The 20,610-nt window shown below is 39.4% G+C and carries 16 protein-coding genes; 3 read left to right on the forward strand and 13 right to left on the reverse strand.

Annotated elements, in window-relative coordinates; genetic code table 11:
- Positions 1–30: 30 nt before the first annotated feature.
- Entirely contained in the window at positions 31–918 is an 888-nt protein-coding gene (locus tag EWU23_RS08870) for a ThuA domain-containing protein (RefSeq protein ID WP_205753130.1), read from the reverse strand.
- A gap of 119 nt (positions 919–1,037) precedes the next feature.
- Here EWU23_RS08870 and EWU23_RS08875 point away from each other — a divergent pair, with 119 nt between their 5' ends.
- Positions 1,038–2,078: a sodium:calcium antiporter gene (locus EWU23_RS08875; protein ID WP_166231100.1), complete on the forward strand. Its 1,041-nt coding sequence runs from the start codon at positions 1,038–1,040 to the stop codon at positions 2,076–2,078.
- Between the two features lie 33 nt (positions 2,079–2,111).
- Here EWU23_RS08875 and EWU23_RS08880 read toward each other — a convergent pair whose 3' ends face one another.
- Genes EWU23_RS08880 through EWU23_RS08900 form a run of 5 tightly spaced genes read right to left on the reverse strand, consistent with a single transcriptional unit; the run spans position 2,112 to position 7,998 of the window.
- The gene (locus EWU23_RS08880; RefSeq protein WP_205753131.1) at positions 2,112–4,064 is read right to left on the reverse strand and encodes a c-type cytochrome; all 1,953 of its coding nucleotides are present in this window, start codon (positions 4,062–4,064) and stop codon (positions 2,112–2,114) included.
- Positions 4,065–4,082: 18 nt separating this feature from the next.
- Positions 4,083–5,906, reverse strand: coding sequence for a 3-keto-disaccharide hydrolase (locus EWU23_RS08885; RefSeq protein ID WP_166231103.1), 1,824 nt, complete (start codon positions 5,904–5,906; stop codon positions 4,083–4,085).
- 50 nt (positions 5,907–5,956) lie between these two features.
- Positions 5,957–6,283, reverse strand: coding sequence for a cupin domain-containing protein (locus tag EWU23_RS08890; RefSeq protein WP_166231106.1), 327 nt, complete (start codon positions 6,281–6,283; stop codon positions 5,957–5,959).
- Positions 6,284–6,310: 27 nt separating this feature from the next.
- A complete protein-coding gene (locus EWU23_RS08895) occupies positions 6,311–7,072 on the reverse strand; it encodes a sialate O-acetylesterase (protein ID WP_166231109.1) in 762 nt (253 codons plus the stop codon).
- A 2-nt stretch (positions 7,073–7,074) separates the two neighbouring features.
- Positions 7,075–7,998 carry a bile acid:sodium symporter family protein gene (locus tag EWU23_RS08900; protein ID WP_166231111.1) on the reverse strand — a complete coding sequence of 308 codons (924 nt, stop codon included), beginning with the start codon at positions 7,996–7,998 and terminating at the stop codon, positions 7,075–7,077.
- Between the two features lie 260 nt (positions 7,999–8,258).
- Here EWU23_RS08900 and EWU23_RS08905 point away from each other — a divergent pair, with 260 nt between their 5' ends.
- Positions 8,259–9,863, forward strand: coding sequence for a beta-N-acetylhexosaminidase (locus tag EWU23_RS08905; protein WP_166231114.1), 1,605 nt, complete (start codon positions 8,259–8,261; stop codon positions 9,861–9,863).
- A gap of 122 nt (positions 9,864–9,985) precedes the next feature.
- On the opposite strand, the gene EWU23_RS14255 is transcribed toward EWU23_RS08905, so the two are convergent.
- The 6 genes from EWU23_RS14255 to EWU23_RS08935 all read right to left on the reverse strand — a co-directional run bounded on the left by EWU23_RS14255 (position 9,986) and on the right by EWU23_RS08935 (position 16,567).
- Positions 9,986–12,832: a sulfatase-like hydrolase/transferase gene (locus EWU23_RS14255; protein ID WP_166231117.1), complete on the reverse strand. Its 2,847-nt coding sequence runs from the start codon at positions 12,830–12,832 to the stop codon at positions 9,986–9,988.
- A gap of 162 nt (positions 12,833–12,994) precedes the next feature.
- The gene (locus tag EWU23_RS08915; protein ID WP_205753132.1) at positions 12,995–14,056 is read right to left on the reverse strand and encodes a c-type cytochrome domain-containing protein; all 1,062 of its coding nucleotides are present in this window, start codon (positions 14,054–14,056) and stop codon (positions 12,995–12,997) included.
- 21 nt (positions 14,057–14,077) lie between these two features.
- Positions 14,078–14,629, reverse strand: a complete 552-nt coding sequence (locus EWU23_RS08920; RefSeq protein WP_166231123.1) for a YceI family protein — start codon at positions 14,627–14,629, stop codon at positions 14,078–14,080.
- Between the two features lie 7 nt (positions 14,630–14,636).
- Positions 14,637–15,572, reverse strand: coding sequence for a DUF5777 family beta-barrel protein (locus tag EWU23_RS08925; protein WP_205753133.1), 936 nt, complete (start codon positions 15,570–15,572; stop codon positions 14,637–14,639).
- A 12-nt stretch (positions 15,573–15,584) separates the two neighbouring features.
- Positions 15,585–16,046 (reverse strand): QcrA and Rieske domain-containing protein, encoded by a 462-nt coding sequence (locus EWU23_RS08930; RefSeq protein ID WP_166231126.1) that lies wholly within the window; start codon positions 16,044–16,046, stop codon positions 15,585–15,587.
- Between the two features lie 86 nt (positions 16,047–16,132).
- Positions 16,133–16,567 carry a QcrA and Rieske domain-containing protein gene (locus EWU23_RS08935; RefSeq protein ID WP_166231129.1) on the reverse strand — a complete coding sequence of 145 codons (435 nt, stop codon included), beginning with the start codon at positions 16,565–16,567 and terminating at the stop codon, positions 16,133–16,135.
- 240 nt (positions 16,568–16,807) lie between these two features.
- Between EWU23_RS08935 and EWU23_RS08940 the strand changes: the two genes are divergently transcribed.
- Positions 16,808–17,950 (forward strand): formylglycine-generating enzyme family protein, encoded by a 1,143-nt coding sequence (locus tag EWU23_RS08940; RefSeq protein ID WP_235942189.1) that lies wholly within the window; start codon positions 16,808–16,810, stop codon positions 17,948–17,950.
- Here EWU23_RS08940 and EWU23_RS08945 read toward each other — a convergent pair.
- On the reverse strand, positions 17,943–20,387 hold the full coding sequence (locus tag EWU23_RS08945; RefSeq protein ID WP_166231132.1) for an outer membrane beta-barrel family protein: 2,445 nt from the start codon (positions 20,385–20,387) through the stop codon (positions 17,943–17,945). The two genes, EWU23_RS08940 and EWU23_RS08945, sit on opposite strands and share 8 nt — an antisense overlap.
- Positions 20,388–20,610: the final 223 nt, after the last annotated feature.

A 20,610-nucleotide genomic window follows, 5' to 3' on the forward strand; every position in this document is an offset into this window, starting at 1 on the left:
ATATAATGAGTGATTTATGTCAATATGTGATTACTTCATTCCTCGGTAAGGAATGTTGATGTCTAATTTTCCTGCCCAGTTTTTAGGGACTTTTTTGCCCAATTCCCAATGTATAGCATTCACAATTAAACGTTGGAACGATTCCACAGAAAAATCTTCGGGGTGTCCCATGGTGGTAAAGAAAACACGACCTTTATATGGATTTACCCAAGTCCAGGCAATCGGTTGATCCTCCGCTGATTTATCTGGGTTCACTGCTTTACCCATAATTAACCACTCGGTGCCTTTTGCTGGATAATCAGGTAACACACGGTATAGCCAAGAACGAACATGGAAGCTAGGGGTTACACCTGTTAAAATGGGATGTTTGCTAGCTGAAGGAATAATGGTGGCATCCGTACTAGCATTGTGGCCATAGTGAGTATGCTTTGATTTTCCACCCCAACCCGGAGGCGCTCCAAATGTAGATTCAGCCCAAGCATTATAAGATTCTAACGGGTCACCTTTGGGATAATTGAAAGAGTGTGTCGTGGTACGAAAGCCCATTACAGGTTTTCCAGATTTGACATAAGCATCAATCATGGCAACTTGATCAGCAGGTAATAACCTCCAACGAAGAAAAAATACGGCTAAATCAGCTTCAGCTAATGCCTCAAGTCCTGGAATATTTTTCTCTGCATTTTGGTCAGGATAAGACTTTAAAACTTTGGTGCGAAATCCATAATTCTTTTCTAAGATTTCAGCTAATAGAGGTAAAGTGCTTTCTCCACTGTATTCATGGTCACCGGCAACAAATACAATCAGGGGTTTTTTAGCTTTTGATTTTTCTTTTACATGGGGCGTAATTCCCCACGTACTGAATGAAAACAGGCATATTTGTAGGAGTACAATCAGCCCAAGGCGACGGTTAAATTTCATAGTTCCAATTTAGTAGGTGATTATATAAAGAATCACCTAGATAGGTTTGTGTATTCTTCAAAACTAAATGATTTTTAACAAAACAATGAATACTTTAGCTAAAATTTATCAAGGATTACATGGACTTTAGTGTTTTATCATCCATCACGTTATTACTTGTATTTTTAACCTGCACGGTGGTCATTTGGATTGCTGGGGTTAAAATTACCCGGGCTGTTGATGTCATTACTACTCATTTTAAATTGGGAGAGGCATTTGGGGGCATGGTGTTTTTAGCTATTGTTACCAATTTGCCTGAAATAGCCATCACTTCGGTGGCAGCATACCATCGAGATTATGACATTGCCGTGAGTAATTTACTGGGCGGGGTAGCTATTCAAACAGTAGTTTTGGTATTGATTGATGTTTTTGGGGTTGGTCGTTCAGCTCCATTGACCTTAAAAGGACACTCGCGCATCTTAATTTTAGAAGGAGTAGCTTTAATTATGATTTTAACCTTGGTCATGATGGCCAAGCAGTTTCCATCTCAATTGGTATTTTTCAGAACTACTCCGATAGAATGGCTCATCCTTTTCATTTGGCTAGGCTCTGTCTATTCCATTTCAAGGTTAGCTAAATCAGAAGAAACAATTGTTGAGCAGCGACATACTAGTTTATCCAAATTGCGTCATCCCAAATCACCTTTTCAAGGAGGCATTCAAGCGGCTATGCTTGTTTTAGCTGTTGGTGCTGTTTTAACCTTAGTAGCAGGCTGGGCTTTGGAGTATTCAGGGGAAATTTTATCCAAACGATGGCATATTAGTGGAGTACTTTTTGGAGGGACTATTTTGGCATTAGCTACTGCTTTGCCTGAAATATCCACAGGCATAGCTTCGGCCAAAATCAGGGATTACAATATGGCCGTGAGTGATATTTTTGGAGGTAATGCCTTTCTGCCTGTTTTGTTTTTAATGGCTTCCCTCATCAGTGGGGAAGCTGTCATCCCTACCTTGAGTAATTCGGATATGTATTTGACAGGCTTGGGAATTTTACTCACGTGCATTTATATGGTGGGCATGGTACTTCATTCTAGGCGACAAGTGTTTCAAATGGGCATAGATTCTTTATGCGTCCTTTTGACCTACCTCTTGGGCCTGATTGGATTGTGGGCCATTGCATAAAAAAAGAGGCACCTAAATGCCCCTTTTTATGGTTTATTTGTTTCCTAATGCCTGTATCCATGTAGCGATTTTCTCTAAATCTTTTTGAGGTACATGATTCATCGGCGCCATCGGAGTGGCAAAGTCGGGCCAGTTTTGAGGCTTGGGTTCCTTAATCAAAGAGACCAATTGAGCTACACTGTATTTTCTTTTAGCAATTTCCGTATAAGCAGGCCCTACGGCTCTTTCATTGACTTTGTGACAAGCCAAACAGGTATTTTTAGTCAAAAGCGCCATAGCTTCTTTGTCAGATACGATTTGCTTAGCAGCCGTTTTCTTTGGTCCTGCTTCTTTGGTTTGATTGTCAGGGGTATTTACTTTGTCGCCTGCGTCTATCACATCTTTGGACGGCTTACGCTTAGGTGTTACTAGAGGAATAGCTGCTTTTTCCCCAGCAGGAATTTGGTTTAAGGTATAGTATCCACTGCTATGCAGTAATGGGATGTTTTCTTGAGCTGATAACACACCATCTGGTTTAATGGCATGAACATATCCTTCACGCATACCATCAATGACCAATCGAACACGTAATCCATTTTCACTCAATTTGGCTCCTCGTACGGCATTGTCTTTACGATTTACCATAGGGCTTCCATATACAGGATGGTATTTATAGGTATAATTAAAGACCTCATAATTGTTCACATCCTCTGCCAATTTTTTGTTGGCAGGCTGGGTAAATTCAATTTCAAAACCATCGACCATAGCGCGAATAGCTTGCATCTCAAATGGAATTTTTCCAGTGTAGACCAAGCGCTCAAGTCCATAATCTTCTGAACCAACAGAACCCCAACCACGGTTGGTTCCACCAACTAACATTTGTTGATCTTTGCCCCAAGCCATACGTAAAACACCTGACCGGAAGCCAGAACGAAACTCAAAGCTTGCTCCTTGGTATTTGCCATTGATTTTTTCTAAAAATACACGGGCAATTTTGGACATACCTTGGTCTCCTACAAAAACTTGACCAGCAAAGGGGCCAAATTCACCTTTCGTTTCATCGGTAATGATTTCTGAGGTAGAAACACCCATGATGCCATGCGGCAACCAAACAGCAGGAGATTTAATACCCATGTTGGGATAAGTCTTTTTTCCTAATTCGTAAATGGTGGTCATCGCATTTTCTTTTACGTATTCGGGCTTCACAAAGGGATTGTCTTTAGGATCTACTTGAGCAAAGACCATTTCTTTTCTCATTTTAACGGGAGATTCAGGACGGTCTGCCCATTTCAGCGAAGCTGGGTGTCCTAAGAAATCTCCTTTTTCCACATGAGAAATGAAACCAGATCCCTGCCAATCTCCTTGGTTATCTCCGTAGAAAAATTCTCCATCCACCATACCGATTCCACAAGGGGAGCGCATACCAGCAGCAAATGGTTCCATTTTTCCATCGGCAGAAATTTTCATCGTCCAGCCTCTCCAGGGAACCAATGATTTTCCAGCCCACCAATCGCTATTACCAAATCCAACATTTCCTGTAACATAAAATGAACCATCCGGTCCAATTTTTGGTCCAAAGGAATATTCGTGGTAATGACCCGAGATAGGCCAAGAGTAAATGGTTTGGTATTTATCTACTTTACCATCTCCATTTAGATCAACCAATTTGGTTAATTCACCTCGTTGGGCACAATAGAGATAACCATCTTTATAGGCTAGACCTAATATTTCATGCAATCCACTGGCAAATTTGCGGTAGGTGGGTTTAGGGGATAAATAGTTTTCAATGATGTAAACATCTCCTCGACGAGTAGAAACGGCAACATCTCCATTGGGAAGACTAACTAAACCGCCTACTTCTAGGGTAATTCCTTCCGGAATTGCCATGCGAACTATTTTATAATAATCATTTTCGGTGGGAGCTTTTTGAGCTAAAACCGTTTGACAACAAAGTGCCCCAATGACGATGCTGGCTTTAATGGTATATGTGAATCGTTGTATGTTCATGACGTATATTCTGAATTTTTACCAAAGGATGGAATAAGTGATTTTTTCAGCAAGAGGTAGGACCAAAACCTGTCCTGTGGCTGTGGTACGAATACTCGCCTGAGTCGCTTGAATGTAATAACTTTGTCCATCAATGGCATATAAATCATTTCCCAAGGATTGGATCGACTTAGCTGAAACTACTTTAAGAGAAGCGTCGGCACTTGGTTTTTTGATGCTTAAAGTTCTTTGAAGGTATTTGTTTTCCATTACTCGAATTTCATCTCGAACCTGAGATCCAAAAATTTCATATTCAAAAGTGGGCAATTCTTGTTCATCCACTTCATATCCTCCAATTTTGAAACCAGCAGTTTCCGACATGCTATCGCTATCTTTTTCCAAATCAGCATTTTTCACCAACAATGGACTGGACCCCAGACTTAAAACAGGACCTCTCGGTCTAGATGAACCATCACCCCGGTTGTCCCACATCGGTGTGGTATCCAAAAAGTTGCCCTTCCAGATTTGAGCAATTGCTCCATTATCCAAATCATAGGTATAATGTAAATGAGCTGGATTACCAACATTGACGGAGTGAACAAGACGTTTACGAGCACCATTTTGTTGAATATCTACAAATGAACGTAAAAGGCTAGGTTTAGTAGCATCCAATAAAATGATATCAGATGGGCCATTGCCTAGGATAAGTGTGGAAGAAGGGTGTTGAAAATTGACCATTCGGAAATTCGGGCCCTCAATCCCGAAACCTAACATGGGACTCATGTCGGCATCTGCTTTATAGTAGGTGATTTTTACAGTCGAACTTCCAGTGGGTAATTCCACCTCCACATTTTTCTTTCTTCTGTTGGAATAAAGGGTATCAGATGCGATCATTTGACCGTTCACGTGCAAGGTGTAATTTCCAGCGCTGATTAGCTCCATGTTATGCTTTCCTGCTTTAGTAACGTTTAAATTAGCAGTGAAAATAGTGGCAAATTCATCATTACTTTTGCTAGCATTCCAAGCTAATTGAGTTTGGGTTCCAATCGCATTGGGCTTTTTATGGATAAAATCTTTAGGAGATTTAAATTTGCCATAAAATACTTGGTAATTAACAGGGCTAAGGCTAGCTATTTGACCATCAAAATCTTTAATTTTCAAGTTTTTAAAGGCTACAGCACCATGGTCTCCTTGAATCATGATAGGGCCACGTGCCACTTCTTTTTCAGAAATGGGGCCACCCGTGGGTCCACTTAATTCCACATTTTCATGTAATATGAAACCGTTTAATTTGATGAAAAGTACTTTGGCCGAACTGATTTTATTTCCTTGTGCATCAAATTTGGGAGCTTGAAAAGAGATTTCCATGTGTTGCCATAATCCGGGAGCTAGACAGGCATTTACCCGAGGGGCATGACCTTCATATAAATATTCTTGAGGGATGAATTTTCTTCTTTTGTATATACCTCCACAGTCACCTGTACTTGGGTTTTGAACACCCCAGCTGTCCATTAATTGAACTTCATAGCGACCTTGTAAATAAAAGCCTGAGTTTGAGTGACTGGCCATCATGAAGTCAAACTCCACATCCATATCACCATATTCTTTGCCAGAAATTAAATTAGCTCTGTTTTGAGGTTCTGGTAGATTAACCAAAATACCTTGTCCTGGCTGAGTGGACATGAATTCTTTTTTATTCAAATCAGCAGATACTTGGCCTGCAACTTGCCAATTGTTTTTACCATTAGCTTTCCAAAAGCCTAGATTTTGGAAAGATACGGGCTCTTTTTGGGCAAATAATCCAACATGGATGAATAAGCAGCCTAATCCCAAGAGCCTGGAAAAAAATGTTTTTTGTTTCATTTAGTTTTTGCTAAAAAATAGAATGTTAAAGGTAGGTAATTTGAAAGATTTCATAAAAAATCCTCTCGGACAGGATTAAAGACATCGATAAGCTCTCCGTCTTCCAGGCAGACTACACCATGGATTTCTTGACTTGGCACAAAATAGACATCTCCGGCTTGAAGTATTTTTTTAACACCAGATATGCTGACTTCAAATTTTCCTTTGGAAACATAGGATGCTTGCGTATGTGGATGATGATGTAAAGTACCAATAGCGCCTTGAGCAAAATTGACTTTGACCAGCATCATTTGATCATTATGAGCCATAATTTTTCGCTGAATTCCTGGTTCGATGTCTGTCCAAGAAATATCTTGATCTTGAATTAGAGATTGCATAAATTAAGTAATAAAGTGGAAACGTTTTTAGGGTAATTGTTGCATAGCGAAAGCATACCTTTTGCCTAATTCAGTTGCTGACTGACTGTCGAAATGGATGTTATCACTTTTGGCATTCAAATCTTGGGCAGAGATTAAAGCGGTATGTTTAGCGGGAGCATTCAGTGAGCTTAGAATTTGGTTGAAATCTTTATAGTTTTGATTGAAATAGCCTAATTCACCAATCACAAATGGCAAGTTCGCTTGTTTGGTTATGGTTCGAATTTGAGCTATTAAGGCATTTAATTTGTCTATATAGCCTACTCGTTTACTTGTTTCAGAGTCGCTTTCTCCCTGGTGCCAAAGTATCCCTTTGATGACACCCTGTTGTTGCGCTGCCAAAATTCTTTGAATAGCCTCATCTAAAGGATGTGTTTTAGTGGCTTCATCATAGCCATTTACCACCCAAGAATTGATGGAGGAACCTCCCACGGCACAGGGGACTAATCCAATTTTTACAGCAGAGGACTGCTTTGCCATTTCTATGCCAAAACTAAGTCCGGGACCTACACCTACTAAGGCTGGTTTATCAAAATGCATGGGATGTTTGGCCGTAACAAATTGATTTTGGGCAGTAAACATCCATACTTTTTCATGTTGTTGTGACGTATAAGGTTCAATCATTTCGCCGCGTCCGGCCATATTGGATTGACCCAGTAAGATGTAAATGTGGAAATTGGGGTCAGGACTAGATTGACTCCAGAGTGGGGAAAATATCAAGTTGAGTAATAAAAAGAAATAGTATTTCATGATTATTTATTTTTCCAATAGTTGGCTAAAGTGGATCCATTGATGTTCATTAAAGGGCCAAAAATGGCAGCAGGTAAACCCAGCGTGGCAACTTTCCCCATGGCCATAGCTAAACCAGAGGCTAGTCCTGCATTTTGTAAACCTACTTCTATAGCAATAGTTCGACAGTCTTTTTCAGGTAAGCCTGTGGCGCGACCTCCCCAATAACCCAAAATGAAACCAATGATATTATGAAGGAAACAAGCTAAAACTAAAAGAGGACCTACGGAAATTAATGAATTACGACCGTTTGCGGTAATGATAACGATGATAAAAGCTATGCTTAGCATGGAAATAAGAGGTAATTGTTTTTGAAACCAAGGCCATCTTTGTCCTATCAGTTTGTTATATATGACACCCAAAACGATAGGTATTAAGATGAGCTTGGATATTTCCCAAACCATATCCCAGAAATGTATTTCGATTAATTGACCTGCTAAGGTCTTCATGAGGAAGGGTGTAAGAATAGGAGCGAGAAAAGTAGCTATGGATGTTAAGGTCAATGAAAGAGCTACATTCGCTTTGGCTAAATAGGACATCACATTGGAGGCTAATCCACAAGGCATACAACCCACTAAGATGATTCCAGCGGCTATTTCAGTAGGGAAGTCAAATACTTTGGTTAAGCCCCAACCGACCAGAGGCATGATGCTAAATTGAAAGAAGACGCCAAGAAATACGGCTTTGGGAGATTTTAATATTTCTTGAAAATCATGCACTCCCATGGTGGAACCCATCCCAAACATGATGAGTTGCAAGAGTGGAATGATGAAAATTTTAAATTGGATTCCTCCAGCGCCAAGAAACGGGTTAGGGTAAATTAAAGTAATGATGACAGCTATGATGATCCAAAAGGAAAATGATATGCTGGTTAATAATTTTTTCATAGTAGGTGTAATTACCTTGGCAAATATACGATTTCCTAGAATGAATAAAAGGGGCTTTTTCCCCAACGCTGTCAAGGTTTAGAACCTTGACAGCGTTAGAACGATTGGGCATTTAATTTTATTTTAAGGGATTATCACCTTATCAATTTCCTGATATTTTTATGAGATTAATTTTCATGCAAAATCCTAAAAATGGACCAAAGACTTTTCATTTTAAAATGAAAAGCTATCTTTGCTTCCTTCCAACCAACCTATTCAATATGAAATCATTCCTATGGAGCCTTTGTGCCTATTTTCTTTGTTTTAGTTTACAAGCTCAAGAATCGTATCATTTAGTACCTAAGCCAGCTAAATTGACTCCCGTACAAGGGAAATTCATTTTTCAAAAAAGCACTGTCATTACATTGAGTACTCAAGATGAAAGTTTCAATGCTGTGGCGACTATGCTGAAAGATCAAATTAATGTATCTTCTGGGTTAAACCTGACGATAAAATCAGGGTCTCCTAGTTCGAAAGGCATTGTTTTCGTTCAAAATACAAGTTTAGGAGAAGAAGCTTATCGTTTGAATATTTCGACAAAAAAGATTGAAATTCAGGCTAAATCTGGGAAAGGTGCATTTTATGCCTTGCAGACCTTATTTCAATTGATGCCTGCGCAAATTTATTCTAATGTAACTTCCAATCAAGAACTGACAGCTTTGGCTTGTCAAATTGAAGACGCTCCTCGATTTTCTTATCGTGGTATGATGCTGGACGTTGGTCGTTATTATTTTCCTGTGAGCTTTATCAAACGATTTTTGGATTTGATGGCTGTTTACAAGTTAAATACATTTCATTGGCACCTCACAGAAGACCAAGGATGGAGAATTGAGATTAAAAAATATCCATTGTTGACGAGTGTAAGTTCCATCCGTAAGGAAACAATGGTGGGTCATTACCGAGATCAAAAATTTGATAATAAACCTTATGGAGGCTTTTATACCCAAGAGGAAATCAAGGATGTGATTGCATATGCTTCGAAAAAATTCATTACCATTATTCCAGAAATAGAAATGCCGGGGCATTCTCAAGCGGTTTTGGCTGCCTACCCGGAATTGGGTTGTAACCCAGACAAAATTTATCAAGTAGCTACCAAATGGGGTATTTCTGAAGATGTATTATGTCCAAGAGAGGAGACTTTTACCTTCATGGAAAATGTGTTGACTGAAGTAATGGCTTTATTTCCAGGTCAATACATCCATATTGGAGGAGATGAATGCCCTAAGAAACAATGGAAAGAGAGTCGCTTTTGTCAAGATTTAATCAAGAAATTAGGCTTGAAAGATGAGCATGAATTGCAAAGTTATTTTATTCGTCGGATCGACAAATTTGTTACTTCGAAAGGCAAGAAATTATTAGGTTGGGATGAAATATTAGAAGGTGGATTATCTCCTAATGCTATGGTGATGTCCTGGAGAGGAACCAAAGGTGGCATAGAGGCAGCCAAACAAAACCACGATGTGGTCATGTCTCCAAATAGTTTTTTCTATTTGGACTATTATCAAGCAGATCCTAAAACACAGCCTTTAGCTATTGGAGGAAATTTGCCTTTATCTAAATCGTATTCTTTTGAACCAGATCTTCCAGAATTGACTGCAGATGAAGCCAAACATATTGTAGGTATACAAGCGAACGTTTGGACGGAATACATCAGTACTCCTGCTTATGCTGAATACATGACCTTCCCAAGAGCATTGGCCTTATCTGAAATTTCATGGTCCCCTAAACAGCCCAAAGATTATGATGATTTCCTTTGTAGGGTAAAAGGAATTTTACCAGGTATGGATGCCTTAAAAATTAATTATTGCCCTGTGGGATTGAAATAAACGTAGAATTGTTAGTTTTTTCCTAAACGCTGTCAAGGTTCCAAACCTTGACAGCGTTGATTTTTACTAGGTATTGATTTTTCATTCAAAAAAACCAACGAATGAAATCCGACATTTATTTCTCAAAAATTGATAATCTCCCAACTCGGTATTTTCGCTGCACGGTGTTCGCGTTTTAGGATGGCATCTAGTTGTGGAATTAATTCTGGATGCAGGTCCGCTACATTTTTCTTCTCATATGGATCGTTGTCCAAATCATAAATCTCCCAAGGATCTTGTCTGTTTTTCTTTAAGTTGGATTTAACTCCTTTCCATTGCTGAATTCTAATGGCTACTTGACCTGTTTTTTCTGGAAATTCAAAATAGATGAAAGGGCGTTGTTTCTGCTCTCCTTTTTTTAGAATACTGGGTAAAAAAGAGATTCCATCGGTATCGGCAACGTGTTGACCTGTTAACTCAGCTAAAGTGGCCATCATATCATACTGAACCGAAGGTAAGTGATTTATTTGACCACCTGGGATTACTCCCGGCCAAGAAACGATTAATGGTTCTCTAATACCACCTTCATATACATCTTGTTTCCTTCCTCTTAATCCAGCAGTGCTTTGGAAGAACTCTGTATCTACTCCTCCCACATCAAAGGTGGCTCCATTATCAGAAGAAAAGAATACAATGGTCTGCTTGTCGATTTTATACTTTTTTAAGGCCTCTACGAGTCGCCCAACCTGCGTATCTAAATAGGAAATCATGCCCGCATAGGTAGCTCTGGGATGAGCAGTGGGAGTATATCCTTTTTTACCTAAATAAGCGCTATCTGGGAAAACCCCAACATAGGGCTTGATGGCTTCATCGGGTGCTTGCAAAGAAACGTGGGGCAGGGGCAATGGTAAGTAGAGGAAGAATGGCAGGTGTTTGTTTTTTTCAACAAAGCTCAGCGCCTTATCCATCATTTTATCAACCACATATTCTTTGCCTTGGAATTGCTTGAAATCGATGCCCACTGGTGCACCTTTACCTTGGAATTGATGAACGTTGATGTATTTATTATTCAAGGTATCCCACTTTCCATTTTCCCATAAATGGGTAGTATAGTAGTTGTGGGCTTGTTTTTGATCCAATAGTCCATAAAAATAATCAAATCCATGAGCATTGGGATTACCCGAACCATTGGCCATTCCCAATCCCCATTTTCCAATGGCAGCAGTCTGATATCCGGCATTTTTCATTAATGTACCTAAAGTAAACGTGTTTGCTTCCAGGGGCATTTGACCTCTTTCGGTTTCATCTGTAAAGCCACCTAATTCATGGTTTCCCCGAATTTGGGAATGCCCAGCATGCTTTCCCGTTAATAGCATGCAACGTGCAGGGGCGCATACTGGAGCAGAAGTATAGTGTTGAGTGAATTTAATTCCTTGCTTTGCCAAGGCATCTAGATAAGGTGTTTTGATGATTTTTTGACCATAAGCACCCAACTCCCCATATCCTAAATCATCGGCATAAATATAGACCACATTCGGTTTTTTTATACGGCCTATTTCCCGGTTTTCCTTTCCTTTTTTTTGTGTTAAATCATCCCCTAGTTCTTCTCGAGCTCGATCCGCTAATAGTAAGAGGTCCTTTACTTTATCTGGATATTTAGCTTGTACGTCATATCGCTCACCTGGATCTCTTCTTAAATCATAGAGCCCCTGAGGAACCGGAGCATTTTCATTGACTTGGCCAGCTAAACCATCATTGGCAGGTAAGAAACCTTCATAGGTCCTTCCTGGGTGAGGTAAAACTAATTTCCAATCTCCTTTTCTAACAGCTTCTAAGTTGTTTCTGCGGTAATAATACAGAAAATCTTTTCTCGGCTCAGCTTGGCTGTCTCCTTGTAAAATGGGCCAAATACTCACGCCATCAATCTTCTTTTTGGGTAGCTTGGCTTGGGTAGCCTGTGCAATAGTCGGTAGTACATCAATGGCCGCGGCTAGTTTATTGGAAATTTGACCTGCCTGTATTTTCCCCTTCCAATAGGCGATGAATGGAACTCTTTGTCCACCCTCAAATGAAGTGCCTTTCCCTTCTCTAAGGCCATTGGTTGAACCAGCGTGATTGCCATAATTTAACCAAGGGCCATTGTCGCTGGTGAAAATGACTAAAGTGTTCTCCTCTAAGTGGTTTTTCTTTAAGGTTTTGATGATTTCACCGATGGACCAATCCACTTCCAACATCATATCTCCGTAAAGTCCTTGTTTGCTTTTCCCTTGAAATGCTGGCGAAGCCGCAATGGGAACATGGGGCATGGAATGAGGTATATAAACAAAAAATGGCTTGTTTTTATTCTTCTCTATGAATTGTACCGAACGCTGGGTTAATACGCGAGTGATTTGTTCTTGGTCTTTTAAATTTCTCAAATAGATGCTTGGCTCATCTCCTTCATATATAGAAAGTACAGGTAAATCTTGCTTATATGCACCCAGTTTGGTGATAGGTTTACCTTCTAAATCCACTGGCCACATATCATTGGAATAGGGGATGCCTACATATTCATCGAATCCTTGTTGCTTGGGCAAAAACTCTTTTTTGTCTCCCAAATGCCATTTTCCAAACATGCCCGTTGCGTAGCCTTGATCTTTTAAGATTTCCGCAATAGTTTCTTCATCTGGACTTAATCCAACAGGGGAATTAGGGAATAAGGCTCCCGAAATACCGACCCGATTGGGGTAGCATCCTGTTAAAATCCCAGCCCTGGAAGCACTACAAACAGCTTGTGCCGACAAGAAATTGGTAAAACGAATTCCTTGGTTGGCCATTCGGTCGATGTTGGGCGTTTCATATTGCAGCGCACCATAGCAACTCAAATCTCCGTAACCTAAATCATCCATGAGGATTAAGATGACGTTCGGTTTCTTTGGTTTGGGTACTTTAGAAAAGCTAACAAATGCAGACAAAAGGGCGATTAATGTGAAAAGTGTATATTTTTTCATAAACAAGGTTTAATGCCCGAATTTAATCAATCTATTTGAAATTAATAGTATAGTTAAATAATAGATTATATATTCTTTTATTTTTTATCTTCAATCAAATATAAATGCCTAAGAATGAGATGTTTCCATTCTTAGGCATTGTAGGGGTGTTGTCATTGAAGTTTAGTTGTTCAAAGCGCCAGCATCTATCCAGGACTTAATCTGGCTAATTTCACAGCTAGAGATTTTTGTGCTAGCATTGGGCATAGGTACAAAACCTGCACTATGAGTCACTGATCCATACAGCTTACCATTACTAACTACTTTCAAAACATTGGCATGAGTGCTTAGATCAATACCTGCAGATGCCGCTGTTCCACTATGGCAACCTACGCAATTTGTTTTTAAGATCGTTTGTATTGTGCTAGTAAAGCTAATATTGGTGGTGACGCAAGCACTTCCACTGGGCTCACATGAATTATTGAGCGCACCTTGTTTAATCCAATTGAAAATAGCGGTTTTGGTATCAGTATTTAATGGGGCCATAGGTGGAACAGGCATACGTTCATCATCTGTTCGAATAATACTTTTATATAATTTACTATTAGTAGGATCTCCAGCCCTAACCGATTTCATGATGTTGCTGTAATCCGTCAATTGTACTCCTTCTTTTTTACTAATGGCATCATGGCAGCCACTCATGGCACAGTTAGAAATGATAATAGGAAGAATTTTTTGTTGAAAATACACCAAATTTGGATCACAAGTAACCGCTGGAGGATTCACAGGAGGTTCGGTAGGACTAGCTGTAACCACAGGGTTCACGGGGTTGGTGGGATTCAAATTGACTAGAATGCTTCCTGAAGGGTAGGAGCCCACAATCCATTTCTTTATAGTGCTTACATCACATTTGGATAAAGTGGTAGTGGCATTGGGCATGGCTGAATAGCCACTAGCATGGGTAAGGGAACCATACAGTTTCCCATTTTTAATATAGGGTACAATTTTGTCGTAAGTACTAAAATCTACCCCTCCAGATATAATGGCACCACTATGGCAAGAGGTGCAATTGTACTGGAGTATAGGCCAAACGGATTTGTCAAACGTGATGGTATTCGTATCACAAGTAGAGGTAGAATTGGGTAATTCTACCCCAGTATTGTTCCCCGTACCTGTTTGAGTAGCAGGGAGGGGACTGTTTTTATCACTTAGGCAAGCCACCATAAATAAGGTGACTAAGCTCATTACAAGGAACTGGTATTTCATTTATTTCTTTTGGGTAAACTGTATTTTACTTTTTACTTCAATCACTTCTGCAATTTTTGCAAATACAATTTTGGGTATGTCAATTTGATAATCTTGTAATCGAATGTCAAACTGGCTACTCAATTGTAATTGGTTCCCATCTGAAATGATGGTTCCTTTAATTTCAATGGGTTTAGTAACACCATGTATATTGGCAGTACCAGTGGCCGTTACGGGATATGTCCCTGCCTTTTTTAGATCTACCGCTTCTTTGATTTTTCCCTTAAATGAGGCCATGGGGAATTTTTCACTTTCTAAATAGTTCTCGTTAAAGTGTTCCTGCATGAGCTTATTAGGGAATACAAATGAGGTAATTCGCATTTGTACCGCAATTTCGTTGGTTGCTACATTGATGATGCTATTGACACTTTTAGACAAGGCATCAATATTTTCTAAAGGAGTTTTAGAAAAAAAGGAAATCTCACCACTTTGAGCTTGGTACAATTGAGCCTGGGCAGTATAGGATATCGCCACAGCGCACATGAGCAAAGTTGCTATGAATAAACGTTTCATATAGGGGTTATTTGTGTGTTTTTTTTGCTTCTGGATCAAAACTGAATGTCCTAGCGATATTGAATCCATAAAATATGTCTCCATTCGCCCATGTACCCGTTGTTTGACCTATAAAATGCTTTTCAATCATTCCTCGGGAATTAGAGAAGTGCAATTGAAATACGTGTCCTCCCGTTTCAATATCAAAGCCTAAGGCAAATGAATCATGATATGGGTATACTTCACCTGATTTAGCTAGGTAAGCATTTTGATCAACCAAGTTTTTGTAATATTCGGCTGATATACTCAAGCGATTACTCAATTTATACCTCCCTCCAAATCCAAGAGAAGCAATGTCATTGTTGTGATAAGTGGACTCACTTAGATTGTTATGTAAAATAGTGGGCATAACTTGTAAGGAAAGCTTTTCATTCATCTTCCGAGCGATTAATACTTGCCCTACATAGCTTTGTCTTTGTTGATTAGTATAAAAACGCATCAAGGTACCACTCGACATGGTATATCCGGTAGGCATGGAATTAATGACTAAACTTCCATAAGCCGCCACACTAACAGGCATTTGGTTAGATTGCCTCAGTATCTTGTATTTGGTATAAAAGTCATAGCTTTTTTCAATGGAGGAACGACCAGCTCCTAACAACCATTGATCGGTGATACCATATTCAAGCCCCAGTCGGATTCGAGCTTCATCCAAACCAAAAAAGTTTTCTAAAAATCCAGAATTGACAGCACCAAAACGGTGAGATATCCAAAAATTTAAATGCTTTTTGGCGATAGTCTCCATAGTTTGTCCGTTGATTAAACGAGAACCTTTGAAGGTAGCTTGGGTATACACTTTATCTTTGGATGCTTCTTTATCTAGCATGGCCATCAAATCATCTTGGGCCATAGAGGCATAACCCATACCACTTAAGAAGAGCAGTAGGAAGGATATTTTCTTCATAGGTATGTTATTTTATGAGAATACTCTCAGGTTAGTGCCTGTTAAGGCTGTTTTATAAGTAGTTAATCCTCGGGCCCCTTCTGCATTCAGGCCTTTTCCATTAATGTCATACATGGCGCCATGTACCGAACAATTGAAGCCACCATTGGCATAACTAATGGCCACATTTCCCTCGTGGGAACAAACTTGGGTCACCGCCGAAAAGGTAGTTGAGTTGACACGAACTACCACGATTTGATTGACAATGACAAAACCATCTGGACTATTCAATTTGGAATAATCGGTTTTGGTTAGGTCTAGTGTAAAGTCGACACCCGTAGCCGGAGTACCCGGTTTTACATTCGAAGAAGGCGTAACATTTTCTTCTTTTGAACAAGAACTTAGGCCGGAAGCAGCACAATAAACTGCCATGAGCGAGGCTCCTTTGAAGCCTAATGACTTCAAGAATTCATTTCTGTTAAGATTGGTTTTCATACTATTATAGAACATTAAGGGTTATTAAATGGCTAATGTTAAATAATCTTTTTGAAAATCAATGTTAATTTAGTAGAAATATAGAATTAGGAGTAAACTCTCAATGAATTTCCAGTTAATGTTGTTTTGTATGCAGTTAAGCCTCTGCTCCCATTGGCATTTAATCCTTTTCCACTAGTATCAAATGTAGCACCATGCTCAGGACAATAAAATCCACCACTACTGTAGATGACGGCGGATCGTCCTTCATGGGAACAAATTTGGGTAACTGCTGCAAATGCGGTGCTTGACACGCGAGCAACGACTACATTTTGGGTCACCACATATGAACCAACGTTATTGAGTTTTGAGTAGGCAGCCTGACTCAAATCTAAGGTGAAATCTGCAGAGGAGGAAGGGGTAATTCCTGTTTCATTTTTACATGAACTTACTGCAGAAGCACCGCAATACACCGCTACCAATGAGGCACCTTTCAATCCTAGGGATTTCAGGAATTCATGACGTTTTATTTTATCCGACATAGATGATTAAAGGGTTTAACTTTCTCAAAACTAATCAATCAAACGATTGTTTTATCTGATGATTATCATCTATTCATAGGATTTCGATAAATGGACAGAAGAAGACAAGGATTAGGCAAATTGTGCCGATTTGTCAATTAGACTACCAGATTAGTAGAACACGCCTTGTTTCATGGTAAATTAATTGGTATATATGTTTTGTTTCTGTTAATTTCCCTCATTATTAACCTGAATGATTCTATGAAATTAATTTTGAGGGGTACTTGGCGGAGAAATCTTTTTATGTTTTTGATCATGCTGAGCATGCCTTTTTATGTGTTGGCACAGCTTAGTCAGCGTCAAAAGGATTCATTAGCAGCTTGTCATGTACCATTACCTTCCAAGAGGGGATTTGTCAAGGCTAATTTGGTTCAAAAAAATCAGGCTAAAGCAGCGGTAGTGTTAGGAATGAAAAAAATCCCAGCGGGAGTATTCGATATGGGAGCACATGATGAAAAAGGACGGACAGATGAGTATCCCGTTCACCGAGTGGCAGTGAAGTCCTTTTGGATGGATGAAACAGAAGTGACCAATGCTCAATTTGCGGCTTTTGTTTCTGCAACGGCTTATGTAACTACAGCAGAAAAGGCAATTTCTTGGGAGGAATTGAAGAAACAAGTACCTGCAGGCACACCTCGTCCACCCGATTCTTTATTAGCCCCAAGTTCTTTGGTTTTTGTTCCTACAACGGGTCCAGTCAATTTAGTGGATTATAGTCAATGGTGGCAATTTGTACGAGGTGCTGACTGGCGCCATCCAGAGGGGCCACAATCATCTATTGTCGGTAAAGAAAATCATCCTGTGGTACAGGTCTCTTGGGATGATGCTCAGGCCTATGCTCGATGGGCGGGTAAACGATTACCTACAGAAGCTGAATGGGAATGGGCTGCTCGTGGTGGACTGAAGAATCTAGAGTTTCCATGGGGTTCTGAGCCCATTGAATCAGGTGTTTTTAAAGCCAATACTTGGCAAGGTAAATTCCCTTATAAGGATGAGGCTAAGGATGGATACCAACATACCACGGCTCCTGTAAAACAATTTGCAGCCAATGGTTTTGGATTATATGATGTAGCTGGCAATGTCTGGGAATGGTGTTTCGATAATTACCGTCATGATTATTATACTACGTTAAAAAAGAGGGGGGCTCTTGTGCAAAATCCGAAAGGACCAGTTAAGAGCCATGATCCTGATGAGCCTGGTATACCTAAAAAAGTGATGCGTGGGGGCTCCTTTCTCTGTAATGATTCCTATTGTGCTTCCTATCGCAGCTCAGCCCGCATGAAATCAAGCCCAGATTCTGGTCTCATGCATACGGGCTTTCGCTGCGTGAAAGATGTTAATTAGTGTTTTTTACTCGACCTTTTTCAGCATCCAACCCCGTACTTCTATCGCGAGCCTCTTTGATGCTGGAATTACCAAAACGATAACTAAAGTTTAAGCGAACGACCCGGGTCTCTCCTCTACTTTTAACAAATACATCTAAATCGGCATATTTAATGCTGGCATTGGGGATTTGGGTGTAAAGGATATCACTGGCATTCAAGCGGAGTGTACCCTTTTTATTCAAAATGGACTTCTGAATACCAAGATTGAGGGCTCCACCCGATTGGAAATTAAACGCTTGTTCTAGTCCACCCGTAAAGTATTGTCCACCTACTTCTATTTTTACATCATGTTTCAAACTAAAGGTATGATTTGAATTTACATACAGCATGTTTCCCATGGGATTTATGGAAGTTTGATCTAGTTTTCCAGTCAATTCAACATGATTTAAATAAATGTCGGTATTGCTTGTCCACCAAGATTTAATCGGAATGGGTAATGAAAAACCTAAACTATAAGTCACCCTTTGGGCTAAGTTATCTGTCGTTTGGTAGGTCACTCGCTTTTCTGTGTCTTGTTTAAGTAATTGGGTGATGACCTGATCCGTATGACTATATGCCAAGGAAGTGGTATAAGCCCCGGCATAAGTATGGGTGAATTCAAATGAATTGGTTAATTGTGGCAACAAATTTGGGTTACCAACTTCATAATTGTAATTATCTATGTAAAAGATAAATGGATTCATGGAGTTGTATTGAGGGCGGTCAATGCGGCGACTGTATTTAAGGCCTAAATTATGTTTTTTATTGGCCTCAAATTGGAGAAATGCACTGGGGAAAACTTGGAAATAGGAGCGATTGAAACTAGAATCAGGCACATCTGACATGTAGGAGATGGATTTTCCTTGAGCGATGGTCCATTCACCTCGTAATCCCAATTGGTAACTCCATTTGCCTAATTTTCTATCTTGATTGATGTAAGCCGCATGGATTTGTTCATTGTATTGAAATCGATTGCTTAATTGATGGAGGAATGTATAGGAAGGATTTTCTTTGATACGACTACTAAATTGTAAATCATTGTCTGTCTTGACCAAACTGGATTTAATGCCCATTCCCCATTTGGTGGTTTTATTTACAGGAAGGACAAAATCTGACTTGAAGGAATATTGGTCAATATTGGACAATGATTGTGTGCGAATGAGGGAATCACTTTTTATTGGAGTATTGTTTGACCCAAACCATTGAGTTAAATATGCATTGGAGCTTTGATCATGAAAACGAGCATAGTCTAAGTCAATTGTTAGTTCTTTCCCTGTGCTGTCATAACTATGTTTGTAATTGAAATTATTAGCTAGGTTAGTAAATGGATTGTCTAAGTCATTATAGGTGTCCAATTGACTTAACAGTTGATTGTTTAAATTTCTTTGTGTAGTACGGTTGATGCCCTTATACAAATTGGTTTGACTTCTACCTCCTGATATGAGAAGTCCCAGTGTTGTTTTTGGGGAATAGGTCCAGTCTACACCTGCTTTTAATTGGGTATTTTGGGCGATGAAATTGTAGAAGGAATTCGAATTCCAAACTTCCCCTTGCTTGGCGAATTGACGCGTAATATCAATGGTATTCATGTTGGGTTGATGAACATAGGATCCATTACTAAACCAATTCCAGTCATTTTTTCGGTAATTGAGATTAAAACCGGCTCTGCCTCGTGTATAAAATCCTTGACCTAAGGTAGCATTGACAGAGCCATTCATGCCCATTTGAGAATTTTTTTTGAGTTTGATATTTAGAATTCCAGCGGTGCCAGCAGCATCGTATTTGGAAGAAGGATTACTGATGATTTCCAATTGAGCAATTTGATCAGCTCCTAGATTTCGCAAATAATTGTTGAGATCATTCCCCGTCAAATAGGAAATTTTTCCATCAATCATCACTTTGGCTCCTTGCTTACCTCGAATACTGATATTTCCATCTTTATCTACCATAACACCTGGAGATTTTTCAATGACTTCCATAGCCGAATTTCCTGCGGCCATGACTGAGTTTTCTACATTGACCACCGTTTTATCAACTAAATTTTCGATAAAGGGTTTAATTGCTTTAATTTCTACATTGGCTAATTCGGTAGAGCTGGGTTCAAGTTGGATCGTACCTAGATCAATTTGGCTATTGGTTTTTATTTCATCCAATTTAATCACACGTGTCTGGTAGCCCGTTGATTGAATTTTAAGGGTAAAACGGCCAGTAGGTAAATTCTGAGCCTGTAAAATTCCATTTTCATCGGAGATAAAGCCCTTGATTAAACTGGAGTCAACATTTTTTCGAAGCAATAGGGATGCATAAGGGACAGCTTGTTTTTTTTCGTCTATAATTTTGGCCTTTAAACTCGATTGTCCAAACGTAGTCAGTTGTATTAAAATAAGGCATAGGGTTGTTAATAAGAGGTTTTTCATTAGATGGATTGTTTGATTGGTTTTAAAGTTTACACAGAAATGCTAGGGTAAAAATGACCCTGATGTAGTAAAAATTCAGTGGTGGAGAATAGTCAAAAGAATGATGTATTCGGCAAAAAATACCTAATCCAAATTCGTATTGAAATCTGGATACAAAAAAACAAGGGTGAATCTAGATTCGCCCTTGTTGGTGAGTTAAAAACTGTTAAGCTTTAACATCTTT

Origin of the sequence: Aquirufa beregesia (assembly GCF_011090385.1) — a bacterium.
Taxonomy (GTDB): Bacteria; Bacteroidota; Bacteroidia; order Cytophagales; family Spirosomataceae; genus Aquirufa; species Aquirufa beregesia.